A 14051-nucleotide genomic window follows, 5' to 3' on the forward strand; every position below is an offset into this window, starting at 1 on the left:
CACCTCTATTTTCTGCGGGTACACAGAGAAAGAAACAGTTCTTTTAAGAACTCCGTGTCCCCTGGCAGCTCATCAAGGAGCTTCAGGGCTTCCTCTGTCAGATTTTCCACTTCCTGACCCGCTTTTTCCATTCCTTCCAGCGTAACATAGGTTGTCTTATGATTTTTTTCATCACTTCCCACCGGCTTGCCAAGCTCTTCCTGGTTTCCCGTTACATCCAGGATATCATCCTGAATCTGAAAAGCCAGGCCGATATATCTGCCGATAGTTTCTATCTTTTCCAGGTCTTCCATACCTGCCAGGGCGGCGCCTGCCATAAGTGAGGCTTCAATAAGGGCTGAAGTCTTATTAATGTATATATATTCCAGCATCTCTCTCGTTAAAGGCTTTCCGTCATTCTCCACATCTACTCCCTGACCCCCTAACATTCCCCGGATCCCGGTCTTTTTTCCCAGGATTTCCAAAGCTCTGGCCGCCCTTCTAAGGGCTTTATCATCTTTTGCCATGCCAAAAGCCCGGAAGGCCGTTTCATAGGCGTAGTTTAAAAGAGCGTCACCTGCCAGAATAGCCGCAGATTCTCCGAAAACCACATGTGTAGTCTTTTTTCCCCGGCGGTATTCATCATTATCAATAGCAGGGAGATCATCATGGATCAGGGAGTGTGTGTGTATCATCTCAATTGCTGCCATAAAAGGTTCTGCCAGTTCTCCCTCTCCGCCGCAGACCTGATACATCTCTCCCAGGAAAATAGGCCTGAGCCGCTTCCCCCCTGCCTCCATGCTGTAATTCATGGCCTTTATGAGATTTTTTGAAAAACCCTCTTCAGCAGGAAGAAATTTCCCGATGACCTGCTCCGCTCTCTCTGTTCTTTTTTCCAACTCATCTCTAAAATTCACTTAGATCACCATCTTCATTTATTTTCAGCATTTTTTTCTCGACTTTGTCGATTTTTCCACTGCACTGCTTTAAAAGCTCCATACCTTTCTGGTACATAGTAAAAGACTCCTCCAGAGAAATTTCTCTGCTCTCCAGCTTTTCCACGATGTCATACAGTTCTTTGAGGGACTCTTCAATGGTGGTCTCCTGTCTGCTATTTTCTGTCTGTTCCATTTTTTACGCTCCTCTCTTCCTGCTTTTTGCTCTTTACCTCCGTCTCCAGAGAACCGTCTGTGACCCGGATGACCAGCCGGTCTCCTACTTCTGCCTGGGTAATGCTGGTCACTGCATGTCTCTGCTTGTCCTCTACATAGGAAAAGCCCTGATTCAGTTTGTCCAAAGGAGACAGGCCTTTCATCCGCTCGATATAAATATCCAGCCTCTGTCTTGCCAGATAAATCTGGTTTTTCATAGAGGCCTCCAGCTTTTCTTCGATATCCATGAGCCGTGTCCTCATTTCCTGGATCCTGTACCGGGGGCTGCCATGTTCCAGCCGGGTCTGATAATACTTCAGATTTTGTCTCAACATCAGAAGCCTGTTTTCCATAGCTCTGTCCATTTTTCTTTGGTAATTCTCCAGAGAATCAAAAAATGTCCGTATATCTGCTACTGCCAGTTCTGCAGCGCCGGAAGGAGTGGGGGCCCGCAGGTCCGCCACATAATCTGCAATGGTGGTATCTGTCTCATGACCCACAGCGGAAATTACCGGAGTCCGGCAGTCAAAGATTGCTCTGGCCACTGCCTCTTCATTAAAGGCCCATAAATCTTCTATGGAGCCTCCTCCTCTTCCTACAATTATAACATCTACGCCCAGTCTGTCCAGGGTCTGAATTCCCTTTACAATGCTCTGAACAGCCCCATCTCCCTGGACAAGGGCCGGGTAAAGGATAAGCTGCACATAGGGATTCCGTCTTCCTGCAATGTTCCGGATATCCTGTATGGCAGCACCGGTAGGAGCAGTGACCACTCCTACTTTTCGGGCGTATTTGGGAATAGGCTGTTTGTATTCCTGGGCAAACATTCCCATTTCTTCCAGTTCTTTTTTCAGGGCCAGAAATCTCTCATAGAGAAGTCCCGCCCCCTCCAGGGTAATCTCTCTGGCATAGAGCTGGTACTTTCCGTCTCTTTCATAGACGCTGACGCTGCCTCCTGCCACCACCCGGTCTCCGTCTTTCATAGGAAAGGCCAGGCCTTTTCTCTGGCCGGCAAACATCACACAGGATATGGTCCCCGTCTCATCCTTCAGGGAAAAATAAATGTGTCCGGAGGTATGATACTTACAGTTGGACACCTCTCCCTTGATATAGATCCGGTTCAGCATAAAATCCTGGTTAAACATGTTTTTAATATAAGTATTGACCTGTCCTACGGAATAGATACTGTTCATAATGCCTCTCTTGCTACTTTTCCCAGAATTCCGTTAATAAAGGAAGCGGAATCCTCTCCTCCAAAGGTCTTGCTGATCTCCACAGCTTCATTGATAGCCACTTTCACCGGAACATCCTCATCATATTTCATCTCATATACAGCCAGACGAAGGATATTTAAGTCTACCTTGCTCATTCTCTTTGTCTTCCAGCCTGTGGATTTTTCGTTTAATATGTTGTCGATCTCCTCCAGATGTTCCTGTACCTTTCCATACTTGTCTTCCATGTAGGCCTGCTCTGTGGGAGCCAGCTCCTCCATAGCATCAAAATACAGCTTTATCTGCTGAGGCATTTCCTCAGCCTCATTAAACTCCCTTAAAAACAGAAGCTTAAAGATATGTTCTCTCATTTCTCTTCTTCCCATGGTTTCCTCCTTCAAAAGAAAAAGGTGCCTCTAAAAAAGACACCTTACCTCTCTGCTCTTTTAGATGTTTACTTGTCAATGAACTACTATTTGGTCTTTTCGATCTCCACGCTGGCAATGCGTACGTTTACATCGGAAACGGTCAGCCCTGTCATATTTTCGATAGCTGCCTTCACTCTCTCCTGAACAGTCTTGCTTGTTTCCAGGATATTGTATCCATATTTAATATTCAAAGCCAGGTCTACACATACCACATCCTCCAGTACGTCTACCTTCACGCCTTTGGAAAGGTTCTTCATACCCAGCTTTCCTACCAGTTCGTTGGTAATATTTCCAGCCATGGAATCCACGCCCTCTACCTCTGTGGCAGCCAGTCCGGCGATGATGGCCACTACCTCATCGGCGATCTGCACTTCTCCAAGAGAGCCGTTGTCATGTATCTTATATACGTTTCTGTCTTCCGCCATAATCTCTACCTCCTAACAGGAAATATCCTGTGATTTATTATACCAAAAGCCATAGAAAATTAAAAGCGGTTTTTTGCTTTTCCCGCAAAAAACCGCTTTTCCTTCCTATTCTCAGTTTTTCGAAAATTCTGCAAGCTTTAAACCTTCATTTCTGTCTAAGGTCATTCCAATGCTCCAGCTGTTGATAAACAGAAGCAGCGGATTTCCTTTCAGGTCCATAACCTTCTTCATATCAGAGGTTCCTGTAAGCTTCTTCACATCCACTTCTTCCTTATTTTCAATCCAGCGGATGTGCTCATAAGGCAGAGACTCCAGACGGATATCCACATTGTATTCATTTTCCAGACGGTATTTCAGCACGTCAAACTGGAGCACACCTACTACCCCTACAATGATTTCTTCCATGCCTCCCATGATTTCCTGGAAAATCTGGATAGCGCCTTCCTGGGCAATCTGGTTGATGCCTTTTACAAACTGTTTTCTCTTCATACTGTCCAAAAGCCGTACTCTGGCGAAATGTTCCGGAGCAAAAGTGGGGATTCCCTCGTACTGGATTTTTCTTCCCGGAGCACAGACCGTGTCCCCAATAGAAAAGATTCCCGGGTCAAATACGCCGATGATATCTCCTGCATAGGCTTCGTCTACCACATGGCGGTCCTGAGCCATCATCTGCTGAGGCTGGGACAGACGCATTTTCTTATTTCCCTGGACATGGTAAACCTCTGCTGAGGCTTCAAACTTTCCGGAGCAGATCCGCATAAATGCAATACGGTCCCTGTGATTCTTGTTCATGTTTGCCTGGATCTTAAAGACAAAGGCAGAAAAATCCGGATCCATGGGATCGATCTCTCCCTCATCTGACATTCTTGGCAGGGGAGAAGAAGTCATTTTCAGGAAATGTTTCAGAAAGGTCTCCACGCCAAAGTTGGTAAGCGCGGAACCAAAAAACACTGGGGACAGTGCTCCTCTGTCTACCTTTTCCTGGTCAAACTCTGCACTGGCTCCATCCAGCAGCTCGATTTCTTCTAGAAGCTGTTCCTTCTGATCCGGATCAATGACTTCATCCAGACGGGCTTCTTCAATCCCTACTTCTTCCTCGATACCTTCCTTGGTACCTTTCATAGTATCTGAAAAAGTCAGGACTTTTCTGGTCTCCCGGTCATAAACTCCCCGGAATTTTTTTCCGGAACCAATAGGCCAGTTTACCGGACAGGTAGGGATTCCCAGTTCTTTTTCAATATCGTCTAATAGGTCAAAGGTGTCATTGGCATCTCTATCCATCTTATTGATAAAAGTAAAGATAGGAATATGCCGCATAGCGCATACCTTAAAAAGCTTTCTGGTCTGGGCTTCCACACCTTTTGATGCGTCAATGACCATGACTGCAGAGTCTGCTGCCATAAGGGTACGGTAGGTATCTTCTGAGAAATCCTGATGTCCTGGGGTATCCAATATGTTGATGCAGTAACCGTCATAGTTAAACTGCAGCACAGAGGAGGTAACGGAAATACCTCTCTCCTTTTCAATTTCCATCCAGTCTGAAACCGCATGACGGGCAGTCGCCTTTCCCTTAACGCTTCCTGCCAGATTAATGGCTCCTCCGTAGAGGAGGAATTTTTCTGTCAGAGTGGTCTTTCCGGCATCCGGATGAGAAATAATTGCAAATGTACGTCTTTTTGATATTTCTTTGGTATAGTCAGCCACTGTTGGCCCTCCTTCTCTATTTTAAAGGTGTTGTTTTCTCCAAAATTGCACACTGACGCTATTGTAGTATACCCTCAGAAAGGTGTCAAGGGCCTTTTACTCATTTGTCCCGGTTCCTTCTTCTAAAGGTGTGATCACAATATTTTCCACAGGAACGCTGGTCTTCCGCTTTACGATATCCTCGATCTGGGCTCTGCTGGCATCTTCCATATAGGCCTGAGGCACAATTACGTCTGCGCTTTCTCCCGTAAGGTTTACTACCACATCAGTAAAGCCCTGGGCCTCTAAAAGCAGTTCTGCTGCCTCTTCCTGCTCTGCCAGGTCTGTCATATTTACCATAGAGTTTACTGCTTCCTGCTTCTGCTCATCTCCCAGATTTTCATTGTTGATGATTTCTAAAAGGGTCTCCTTATTGGCAGATCGGACCTGTTCTCTGCTCACCTTTGCCTGGGCGGCAAAATTAGAAGCGCCGGTAAGTACTGCTTCTCCGGGAGTCTCTGTCTGGGCAGTATCCCCACTGGAAGCGTCTGCAGTGTCCGTTCCCTCCTGAGCTTCTACTGCCTGGCTTTCTGTCTCCTGGGTGTCGGCATCTTCCTGAGTGCCATCTTCTCCCTGAGCAGCCTGGCTGTTTTCTTCCAGCAGAGCCGTCTCATCTGTCAGGTCATAGTCCAGGCTGTCAATCTCTTCTACAATCCCCTCTGTATCAGAGGCTGTCTGGGCAGTATCCTCCCCATCACTCCCCAGGTTTTCCAGGGCGCTGTCCATTCCCAGATGATTGTCTGAGTAATTAATGTATCCCGCCACAGCGATCATAATGGCCAGGGCCGTAATGATAACCTGATTTTTCTTGAAGATTTTTTTCATAGACATTCTCCTCTAATTCATTTTCATTACTTTAATTTTATGGGCTTCTACCTGAAATAATACCTGGACAGCCTCCTGAATATTTTGGATCACTACCGGGTCATCTCCGCCCTGAGCCACTACCAGAACTCCTGTGACCTGGGGATAGATTTCCGCAGATACATAAGGGGTCTGATTTCCTCTGGAATCCCGCTCATAGACGGTCTCTGTCTCATCCTTTTCCACAACCTTTTCCTGGGTGCCTTCGCAGGTAAGGAATACTTCTGCCTTTCCCACTCCCTGAACCTGCTCCAGCACCTCCACCAGCCGTTCCTCCATCTTGGTCTGCCAATCCTGTTCCTGAAGACTCTGGTCTGTCTCCTGGGTATTCTCCTCTGTAATGGTATTTTCATTTTCCTGTCTGGTGGGGAGGGCAATGACCAGCAGTAACAGCCCAACTAAAAGCAGGACTCCCAGATTTTCCTTCTTCATCCATTTTTCCAAAGGTTTCATGGAATCACCTCCTGCCCTTCTATGACTTCCCCTTCATCGTCTTCATTCCAGGACTCCTCCCAGTCCTGGGCTTTTTTCTGCCACTCTTCCCTGTCTGTCCGGGAATCCTGGAATTCTTTCACAAAGCTGTCAATCTCTTCCTCCAGACCGGTAAACTGGAAAGCCGGGGAGAGGATCACCAGGATCAGCAGCAGCCCCATATAAAACTGCACGTACTTTTTGTAGCTGTTTTCCGGCAGAAAATGCATCACCGCAGAGGCCAGTATAAAAAAACAGGCCAGATTCTGTATCCAGGAATAAATACTTTCCGCCATCTCCGTGCCCCCTTAATGAGATATGAAAGATACTGACAAAATAGCAATGGTGATCAACAAAAGGAGTTCCAGGGTAAGCAGCACTTTCAGAAGGAGCCTGCAGCCTTCTCCCATGGCAGAAAGGCAGCCTGTCATCCGTCTGTCAGAAACCGGCTGGAGCAGAGCCGCCAGGAGTTTATAAACAAGGGAGTTCATCGCCAGTTTAATGACAGGAGGAAGGCCCAGCAGCACTAAAACCACAATTCCCATAACGCCAAGGCAGTTGCGGATCAGTACTGCTGTTCCAAGGGCTACTTCTGTGGCCCCGTTGATCACATTTCCTATACCGGGAATGGAAGCCGCCGTCTTTCCCAGCGCATCCCTCTTCAGTGAATCCAGGGCCGGACTGACCATATTCTGGATCAACTCCATACCAATAACCACCGCTGTAATAGTTCTCATGGTCCATTCCAAAATGGTTTTCAGCAGGTCTGCCAGCTTTGAAAGGAAGTCTTCTTTATGCAGATAGTTGATCAGCTCTATGATCACATAGGCCTGGATACCGGGGATCACTGCTTTTAAAAGAAGTACCTGGGTCAGATAGATGACCCCAAAAACCATTTCGTAAAAGACCATTGCAGTGGCTGTCCCGGAAGCTGCCGTCACTGCCAGAAAATAGGATGGCATAAGGGCCTGCATAAAAGCAGTCAGGTCCTCCAGACTCCCGGACAGCTCTGCACTAAGTTCTCCGAAGGAGTGGATCAGAAGCGCCAGGAAAAGCATATATACAATGTAGAAACTGGCTTCTCCTGCCTGACTGCCGGAAAACACATTGGTAAAATTGGCAAACAGCGCCGCCAGGATTACCAGCAGCACTACCTGAAAAAGCACCTCCCGGTCTGCCAGCAGATGCTCATACAAAAATCCTCTGACTGTTTCCAGAACAAAGTCTGGGGTAAATACTTCTTCTCCGGCAAGTATCTTCTCCAGAGCTTGGCGAACACTAAAAGTCTCCTCTCCCAGCAGTTCATTTACTGTCTCCTGCATCTCTCCCAGTTCCAATCCCTTCAAAAGAGCTTCCTGACTTTCCTCCTGTTCCTGGAGCAGATCTTCTTCTGTCTGGGAGTTGTCACTCTGCTCTTCCCGAAGGGCTCCATCAGCTGCCGAAACAGGTATGGAAAAAAGCAGCATAGCCAGCATTGTCAGAAGAATCCCTGCTGGGAGGTCTGTCCTCTTTTGTCTGTTCTTTCTTCTCATGACAGGAAGCCGTGAATGGCTTCCATAAGTGCCAGAAGCACTGGCATAGACAAGACCATAATATAAAGCTTGGTAAAGATCTCTATCTGAGCTCCTATAGAACCATAACCTGCATCTTTGCAGATTCCGGAAGAAAACTGTCCGATATAAGTAATCCCTATGATTTTCAAAAGAGTAGTAAGATATTCGATATCTACTGGGAGATAATCCTGTATTTTCATCACAGAGGAAAAAAGGTAGGAAAGCTTATCCGTCATATAGAAAAAGATCAGGATTCCTGCTGCCAGGCTGAGATAGACAGAATATTCCGGTCTTGTTCCTTTCAGGAAAAGACCCAAAAGCACCCCTGTCATCCCCAGCATGACGATTCTCACCACTTCCATCCTCAATCCCCCTTACAGTGCAAATAATTCCTGTATTGTCCGAAACAGGTCATAAATATAAGGCAGTATCCAGAACAGTACCAGCACCAGACCTGCCAGACTGGTGAGAAAGGCCAGTTCCTCCCTCTGGCTGTGTTTCAGTATCTGACAGAGCACAGATACCAGAATTCCCACCGCACCTATTTTAAACAGTAAACTAACCTCCACGCTCTTTCCTCCCTGCTCTCACTTCCTTCATCCCCCATCACGACTCCTTTTCATACCAGCATGATCGCCAGAAACATTCCTGCCATAAGCCCCAGGGCCTGATACATTTTTTTCCTGGCCGGCCCTTCTTTCTCTGTTTTTAGGATCTCTCCTTTCAATTCCTCCAGATACAGATTTATGGTATTTTCCTGCATGGTAATATCCATATATCCCAGGTCTTCTCCCAGGCGGATAAATTCCTCCAAATCTGTTTTCATCAAGCTGGTCTCCTTTAGATATTTTTCTGCTTTCTGAGAAAAAATCTTGGAAAACCGCTCTCCCTGGTATTCCTTTGCCGCTCTGGATACTTCTCTGAGAAAATCTGAAAGAGGAGGGCGGATCTTGTCCGCCACCCGGACCATAGCCTCTGGCAGAGCTTCCCTGCGGTAAGTGATCTCCCCCAGAAGAAAATACAGCATTTTCTGTATCTCCTCCAGTTCTCTCTGCCTTTTGGTATAACTCAGACTTTTTCCATAACCCATGGCTCCGCAGGAAAGAACCACCAGAAGGGCTCCCACTGCTTTCAGCATAGGATTCCCTGTTTTCGTTTCCAGTCAAAAAGGCTGGTGCCTCTCTCGTCAAAAATGGCTTTTACCCTTCCTGCCCGGTCCTGATGGTGGAGAACAATATACCTCTCAAAGATTCTCTCCCGGACCAGTCTCTGCATAAGGGGCTTTCTCTTAATGTCCTCCACAGAACTGCCATGGACTGTGGCAAAAAGTTTACAGCCGCAGTGGATCACTGACTCAATGGCGTGGATGTCCTCATAGTCTCCCAGCTCGTCTACTGCCACTACCTCTGGAGACATGGAACGGATAAGCATCATCATGCCTTCGGCTTTTGGACAGCAGTCCAGGACATCGGTACGGATTCCCAGGTCATTTTGGGGGATTCCCTGATAGGAACCTCCGATTTCTGATCTTTCATCTACCACTCCCACAGACACTCCTGGCATATAAGGACTGCCGCTGCTGACCTGACGGATCAGGTCTCGGAGCAGGGTGGTCTTTCCGCACCTGGGCGGGGAAATGATCAGTGTGTGGCAGATTCTGCCGTTTTTGATAATATAGGGAAGTATTGGCGAAGCACAGCCTTTTATCTGGTGTGACAGCCTGAGATTCATATAAGATATGTATTTTACGCTTTTGATCCTGTCCCCTTCCAGGACAGTCTTTCCTGCAATGCCTACCCGGTGTCCACCCTGAATGGTAATGAACCCCTGGCGGATTTCCTCTTCAAATGCATACATGGAATAGCTGCTCACATATTCCATGGTTTCTTTCAGATCTTCTGCCTTTACAAAGCAGCCCTGGGATTCCTCCCGTGAGAATTCCCCATCTTTTCTGAGAAAATACTCCTTTCCCTGATAAATCAGTATCAGAGGAGCATTGACACGGAGCCGTATTTCATAGAGCTGCTCCATGTCAAAATGAGCTGCCAGCAGAGCCTGCCGGATATGGGCAGGAAATAGTTTTGCGATTTCTTCCTGTTTCATTGTCCTCACCTCTTTTTAAGATATATATATGAGGACAATCCTTTTTTATGCCTCTTTCTCTCTCGGATATAGGTGCCGGATTTCCAGCTGAAAAGGTTCTTCTGCGGCCACACAGCCGGCCAGATCTTTTTCCAGCCAGAAGAACTGGTGGCAGGCAGGCGCCTTCAGGGTTCTCATATCCTGACGGAGTCCTTCTCCGGAAAGCTTGATGCAGCTTTCCTTGTAGGTCCAGAGTTTGATAAACTCCTTGGTACTGTCTTCAGCCTCCAGAATTTGTCGCTGCTCCTGGGCGTTCATGGTCCGTTCTATCATTCTCTGGGACCTTACGGCCCGTTTTTCCTGAATGTCTACCCCACAGGGCATAGAAGAAATCGCACAGACTCCATAGCCCCCTGAATGACTGATGTTAAAATGAATTTCCGGATGTCCTGCCAGGTATGGCTTCCCGTAGGGGCCTTTTTCCAGTGAAGCATCCAAGGCTTTTAGCAGTTGTTTCCGGTCTTTATTTCTTGAAAACAACCTGTCATAGCCCAATTCCTGAAGGCCACAAAGGAGAAGAAGCCGGCCACAGAGGCTTTCCCGGTTCTTCTCCTCTTTCCATTCTCCAGTCCACTCTTCCACTTTTCCTGCATAGAGATAAATTACTCCCGGTTTCACAGTTCCTTACTCCTTTCCACCAGACCAGATTCCAGAAGGAACCTGGAAGGCTCCAGCTTCTTCTCATGGCGTTCTCCCACATAGAAAAGGGAGAGTTCTTTTCTGGCCCTGGTCATCCCTACATAGAGAAGGCGCCGTTCTTCCTCCACATCGCTCTCTCCTGCTGCTTTCCGGTAGGGAATGATCCCTTCATTTACATCCATAATAAAAACCCGGTCAAATTCCAGGCCTTTGGCACTGTGAAGGGTAGAGATTACTACGCCTTCTTTTTCTGTATTCTGCTGTCTAGCCTGTTCCTTCAGTTTTTCCGTATACTGGGCAATATGAGTAAACCATTCTTCAAAGGTCTTATATCCCTTTGCACTTTCTGCCAGTTCATCCAATACCTCGTAAAGCTCCTCGGTACGGAGTTTTCGATAGGAGGCATAGTCTTTTAGAAACTCTTCATAGCCTACTCCATAGCGGATATAATTAATGGCTCCATACGGCGTCATAGCCTTTAGAGTCTTCAGATCCTCCTCCATACGGTCAATCCTGTCACACATCCATTCCTTATCCTCATAGAACCACCGCAGTTCTTCAAAGGAAACGGTCTCTGTATCCAAGGCTTCTCTGGATATGTAGCGGTTGGGCCGGTTCATGACCTGGAGAAATTCCTTACGGCTTCTGTCTCCCATAGCCAGCTTCATATAAGAAATCATATTTTGGGCAATCCAGTGGTCGAAAAGATTGGGAAGACTGTCCCGCATCTGAAAGGGAATCTGGTACTCCAGCAGAATCTCCACCAGGAATCTGGCGCCGGAATTAGTCCGATAAAGAACTGCCATCTCCTCGTAAGGACACCCCTCTTTTCTGGCCTTCTGGATACAGTCTTTTACATAAAGCTCTTCTTCCCGTCCCTTTTCAAACTTTTTGATCACCGGCACCGGTCCCGGCTGATTTTCTGTATAAATCTTTTTCCGGAATCTTTTCTTATTCCCGGCAATCACTTTTCCCGCCGCCTCCAGGATCTGTGGGGTAGAACGGTAATTGCAGGAAAGAAGTTCTGTCTGGACTTTAGGGAAATCTTTTGGGAAATTCATCATGATCTCCGGTCTGGCTCCCCGGAAGGCATAAATAGACTGGTCGTCGTCACCTACAATGAAGAGATTGTTCTGAGGCGCTGCCAGCATTTTTACAATATCATACTGAAGTTTATTAATATCCTGGAATTCGTCTACCAGGATATACTGAAATTTTCCCTGCCATCCCCGGCGGATATCCTCCCTCTGGTCCAGAAGCTCATAGCAGTAAAGGAGCATATCGTCAAAATCCAGAAGTCTGCCCCGGCGGCAGCGATTTACATAGGCAATATAAATGCTCCGAAAAATCTCATCAGGGCAGTTGGCAGAGTAATAATGTTCCAGAGGAATCCTGGTATTTTTTACCTGGCTGATCTCCTGGGATAGTCCCTGGAAAAAGTCCTTCTCATCTTCGATTTCCAGGTGCTTTCCATAAGCAATTTCTTTAAGCATCTCATACTTTCGCTCTTCACTGAGGATATTTTTCCCTGTGAGGTGATAAGCATGGCGGAGGATTCCGTAAAAAACTCCGTGAAAGGTACCAAAAGTCACCCGGCGGTAATCCGCCTTCAGCCCGGCCTCTTCACAGAGTTTCTCAAATCTGTCTTTCATTTCTCTGGCGGCGGCCCTTGTAAAGGTCACCACCAGAATATTTCCCGGATTTACCTGATAGTTTTCCAGAAGATACTCAACTCTTCTGGTCATGGTAGCGGTCTTGCCGGATCCCGGACCTGCCAGCAGCATCATAGGTCCTTTAAAATGCCTGACCGCCTTTTCCTGGGCACTGTTCATCTTCATAGTCTGCTGCTTTCTTCCTCCTTACAGCTCAGCGAAGTTTTTCCACGGCAGCCTGCAGTCTCTTAAGGCTTTCTTCTTTGCCCAGAACCTCCAGGATTTCCGTAGCTCCTGCAGGAGTCATCTGCTTTCCGGAAAGAGCTGTACGGATAGGCCAGAGGATCTGACCGTTCTTGTATCCATTCTCCTTGGCAAATCCGCAGAGCAGTTCATAGAGAGCATCATTGCTGTAGTCTTCCTGATTTTCCAGCACAGGAATGATCTTCTCCAGCACTTCTAAAGAAAGCTCCGGATTTGTCTTCATCTTTTTATGGGTATACATGGAAACATCGTATTCCGGCACCTGTTCAAAGAAATCGATCAGCTCCGGAATATCCGGGAATACTTCAATCCTGGTCTTCACCATGGCAGCGATCTTCTTAAGGTCAATGTCTCTTGTAATGGTTTTCTGGATATAGGGCAGCGCCATGTCATAGAACTTGTCAAAGTCCATAGCCTTCATATACTCTCCGTTCATCCACCGAAGCTTCTGTACATCAAAGACTGCAGGAGACTTGCTCATATGACGGTAGTCAAAAGCTTCTACCAGTTCCTCCAGAGAGAAGATCTCACGATTATCCTCAGGACACCATCCCAGAAGCGCCACATAATTTACAATGGCCTCTGTAAGGAATCCCTGTTCTACCAGGTCTTCATAGGAAGAATGGCCGGAACGTTTGGAAAGCTTTTTATGCTCTTCATTGGTAATCAGAGGGCAGTGTACATAGGTAGGAACTTCCCAGCCAAAAGCCTCATAAATACGATTATATTTTGGTGAAGAGGAGAGGTATTCGTTACCTCTTACTACATGAGTGATCCCCATCAGATGGTCGTCTACTACATTTGCAAAGTTGTAGGTAGGATATCCGTCAGATTTGATCAGGATCAGGTCATCCAGCTCATTATTAGGCACAGTAATGTCTCCGTAAATATCATCGTGGAAAGTGGTTGTCCCCTCCACCGGCATGTTAAACCGGATGACATAGGGCTCTCCTGCAGCCAGTTTTGCTTCTACTTCTTCTTTGCTTAAGTGAAGGCAGTGCTTGTCATACATAGCCACTTCTTTTCCTTCAATGTTTGTCTTTAAGGATTCCAGTCTCTCCTTAGTACAGAAGCAGTAATAAGCGTCTCCCTGGTCAATCAGCTGCTTTGCATATTTCAGATAGATGCCCTGGGCGTTTCTCTCACTCTGGACATAAGGACCGCAGCCTCCGTCTTTATCCGGACCTTCGTCATGTTTCAGTCCTGTCTCCTCCAGGGTATGGTAAATGATATCCAGGGCCCCTTCTACAAAACGTACCTGGTCGGTGTCCTCAATACGCAGGATGAAATCTCCTCCCTCATGCTTTGCAATGAGATAAGCGTACAGTGCAGTCCTTAAATTTCCCACATGCATCCTTCCGGTAGGGCTGGGGGCAAATCTTGTTCTTACTTTACTCATTCTTTTCTCTCCTTATCTATTGAATACTGTGAAGCCTTATAATTAAACATGGAAAGGGGGTATGCGGTCCGCAACCATATACCCCACTGCACAAATTATACATAACCTGTTTTTCTTTTGCAAGGTTAAA

The 14051-nt window shown here is 46.9% G+C and carries 17 protein-coding genes; all 17 read right to left on the reverse strand.

Annotated elements, in window-relative coordinates:
• Window positions 1-5: 5 nt before the first annotated feature.
• On the reverse strand, window positions 6-896 hold the full coding sequence (locus tag B5G33_RS00465; protein WP_087267574.1) for a polyprenyl synthetase family protein: 891 nt from the start codon (window positions 894-896) through the stop codon (window positions 6-8).
• Entirely contained in the window at window positions 886-1110 is a 225-nt protein-coding gene (xseB, locus tag B5G33_RS00470) for an exodeoxyribonuclease VII small subunit (protein WP_087416376.1), read from the reverse strand. Before xseB ends, B5G33_RS00465 begins: the two co-directional genes overlap by 11 nt.
• Window positions 1091-2323: an exodeoxyribonuclease VII large subunit gene (gene xseA / locus B5G33_RS00475; protein ID WP_087416377.1), complete on the reverse strand. Its 1233-nt coding sequence runs from the start codon at window positions 2321-2323 to the stop codon at window positions 1091-1093. The genes xseB and xseA overlap by 20 nt, the downstream gene beginning before the upstream one ends.
• The gene (gene nusB / locus B5G33_RS00480; protein ID WP_087267564.1) at window positions 2320-2727 is read right to left on the reverse strand and encodes a transcription antitermination factor NusB; all 408 of its coding nucleotides are present in this window, start codon (window positions 2725-2727) and stop codon (window positions 2320-2322) included. The genes xseA and nusB overlap by 4 nt, the downstream gene beginning before the upstream one ends.
• An 86-nt stretch (window positions 2728-2813) precedes the next feature.
• Window positions 2814-3194, reverse strand: a complete 381-nt coding sequence (locus tag B5G33_RS00485) for an Asp23/Gls24 family envelope stress response protein (RefSeq protein ID WP_087267561.1) — start codon at window positions 3192-3194, stop codon at window positions 2814-2816.
• Between the two features lie 111 nt (window positions 3195-3305).
• Complete coding sequence (locus B5G33_RS00490) at window positions 3306-4898, reverse strand: peptide chain release factor 3 (RefSeq protein WP_087267558.1); 1593 nt, start codon at window positions 4896-4898, stop codon at window positions 3306-3308.
• A gap of 96 nt (window positions 4899-4994) precedes the next feature.
• On the reverse strand, window positions 4995-5762 hold the full coding sequence (locus B5G33_RS00495; RefSeq protein ID WP_087267555.1) for a SpoIIIAH-like family protein: 768 nt from the start codon (window positions 5760-5762) through the stop codon (window positions 4995-4997).
• A 12-nt stretch (window positions 5763-5774) separates the two neighbouring features.
• Window positions 5775-6254: a stage III sporulation protein AG gene (locus tag B5G33_RS00500; RefSeq protein WP_087416378.1), complete on the reverse strand. Its 480-nt coding sequence runs from the start codon at window positions 6252-6254 to the stop codon at window positions 5775-5777.
• Window positions 6251-6568: a stage III sporulation protein AF gene (locus B5G33_RS00505; protein WP_087416379.1), complete on the reverse strand. Its 318-nt coding sequence runs from the start codon at window positions 6566-6568 to the stop codon at window positions 6251-6253. The genes B5G33_RS00500 and B5G33_RS00505 overlap by 4 nt, the downstream gene beginning before the upstream one ends.
• A 12-nt stretch (window positions 6569-6580) precedes the next feature.
• Window positions 6581-7804: a stage III sporulation protein AE gene (locus tag B5G33_RS00510; RefSeq protein WP_242974380.1), complete on the reverse strand. Its 1224-nt coding sequence runs from the start codon at window positions 7802-7804 to the stop codon at window positions 6581-6583.
• Window positions 7801-8187, reverse strand: coding sequence for a stage III sporulation protein AD (spoIIIAD, locus tag B5G33_RS00515; RefSeq protein WP_087416380.1), 387 nt, complete (start codon window positions 8185-8187; stop codon window positions 7801-7803). The genes B5G33_RS00510 and spoIIIAD overlap by 4 nt, the downstream gene beginning before the upstream one ends.
• Before the next feature lie 12 nt (window positions 8188-8199).
• Window positions 8200-8394 carry a stage III sporulation protein AC gene (gene spoIIIAC, locus B5G33_RS00520; RefSeq protein WP_087267543.1) on the reverse strand — a complete coding sequence of 65 codons (195 nt, stop codon included), beginning with the start codon at window positions 8392-8394 and terminating at the stop codon, window positions 8200-8202.
• Between the two features lie 50 nt (window positions 8395-8444).
• Complete coding sequence (locus tag B5G33_RS00525) at window positions 8445-8963, reverse strand: stage III sporulation protein AB (protein WP_087416381.1); 519 nt, start codon at window positions 8961-8963, stop codon at window positions 8445-8447.
• On the reverse strand, window positions 8957-9928 hold the full coding sequence (gene spoIIIAA / locus B5G33_RS00530; protein WP_087267537.1) for a stage III sporulation protein AA: 972 nt from the start codon (window positions 9926-9928) through the stop codon (window positions 8957-8959). The genes B5G33_RS00525 and spoIIIAA overlap by 7 nt, the downstream gene beginning before the upstream one ends.
• Before the next feature lie 45 nt (window positions 9929-9973).
• Window positions 9974-10585: a 4'-phosphopantetheinyl transferase family protein gene (locus B5G33_RS00535; protein ID WP_087416382.1), complete on the reverse strand. Its 612-nt coding sequence runs from the start codon at window positions 10583-10585 to the stop codon at window positions 9974-9976.
• Window positions 10582-12444, reverse strand: coding sequence for an ATP-dependent helicase (locus B5G33_RS00540; protein WP_087416383.1), 1863 nt, complete (start codon window positions 12442-12444; stop codon window positions 10582-10584). The genes B5G33_RS00535 and B5G33_RS00540 overlap by 4 nt, the downstream gene beginning before the upstream one ends.
• A 28-nt stretch (window positions 12445-12472) precedes the next feature.
• Window positions 12473-13921: a glutamate--tRNA ligase gene (gene gltX / locus B5G33_RS00545; protein ID WP_087267528.1), complete on the reverse strand. Its 1449-nt coding sequence runs from the start codon at window positions 13919-13921 to the stop codon at window positions 12473-12475.
• Between the last annotated feature and the right edge of the window lie 130 nt (window positions 13922-14051).

The sequence above is a fragment of the Blautia sp. An81 genome, assembly GCF_002161285.1.
Classification (GTDB): domain Bacteria; phylum Bacillota; class Clostridia; order Lachnospirales; family Lachnospiraceae; genus Blautia; species Blautia ornithocaccae.

Excerpts from the sequence above, each read along its gene's own strand:
- B5G33_RS00495 (WP_087267555.1), bottom strand. The coding sequence starts at position 5,762 with ATGAAAAAAATCTTCAAGAAAAATCAGGTTATCATTACGGCCCTGGCC.
- B5G33_RS00505 (WP_087416379.1), bottom strand. The coding sequence starts at position 6,568 with ATGGCGGAAAGTATTTATTCCTGGATACAGAATCTGGCCTGTTTTTTT.
- B5G33_RS00500 (WP_087416378.1), bottom strand. The coding sequence starts at position 6,254 with ATGAAACCTTTGGAAAAATGGATGAAGAAGGAAAATCTGGGAGTCCTG.
- spoIIIAA (WP_087267537.1), bottom strand. The coding sequence starts at position 9,928 with ATGAAACAGGAAGAAATCGCAAAACTATTTCCTGCCCATATCCGGCAG.
- spoIIIAD (WP_087416380.1), bottom strand. The coding sequence starts at position 8,187 with ATGGAAGTGGTGAGAATCGTCATGCTGGGGATGACAGGGGTGCTTTTG.
- xseB (WP_087416376.1), bottom strand. The coding sequence starts at position 1,110 with ATGGAACAGACAGAAAATAGCAGACAGGAGACCACCATTGAAGAGTCC.
- xseA (WP_087416377.1), bottom strand. The coding sequence starts at position 2,323 with ATGAACAGTATCTATTCCGTAGGACAGGTCAATACTTATATTAAAAAC.
- B5G33_RS00540 (WP_087416383.1), bottom strand. The coding sequence starts at position 12,444 with ATGAAGATGAACAGTGCCCAGGAAAAGGCGGTCAGGCATTTTAAAGGA.
- gltX (WP_087267528.1), bottom strand. The coding sequence starts at position 13,921 with ATGAGTAAAGTAAGAACAAGATTTGCCCCCAGCCCTACCGGAAGGATG.
- B5G33_RS00510 (WP_242974380.1), bottom strand. The coding sequence starts at position 7,804 with ATGAGAAGAAAGAACAGACAAAAGAGGACAGACCTCCCAGCAGGGATT.
- B5G33_RS00525 (WP_087416381.1), bottom strand. The coding sequence starts at position 8,963 with ATGCTGAAAGCAGTGGGAGCCCTTCTGGTGGTTCTTTCCTGCGGAGCC.
- B5G33_RS00485 (WP_087267561.1), bottom strand. The coding sequence starts at position 3,194 with ATGGCGGAAGACAGAAACGTATATAAGATACATGACAACGGCTCTCTT.
- nusB (WP_087267564.1), bottom strand. The coding sequence starts at position 2,727 with ATGGGAAGAAGAGAAATGAGAGAACATATCTTTAAGCTTCTGTTTTTA.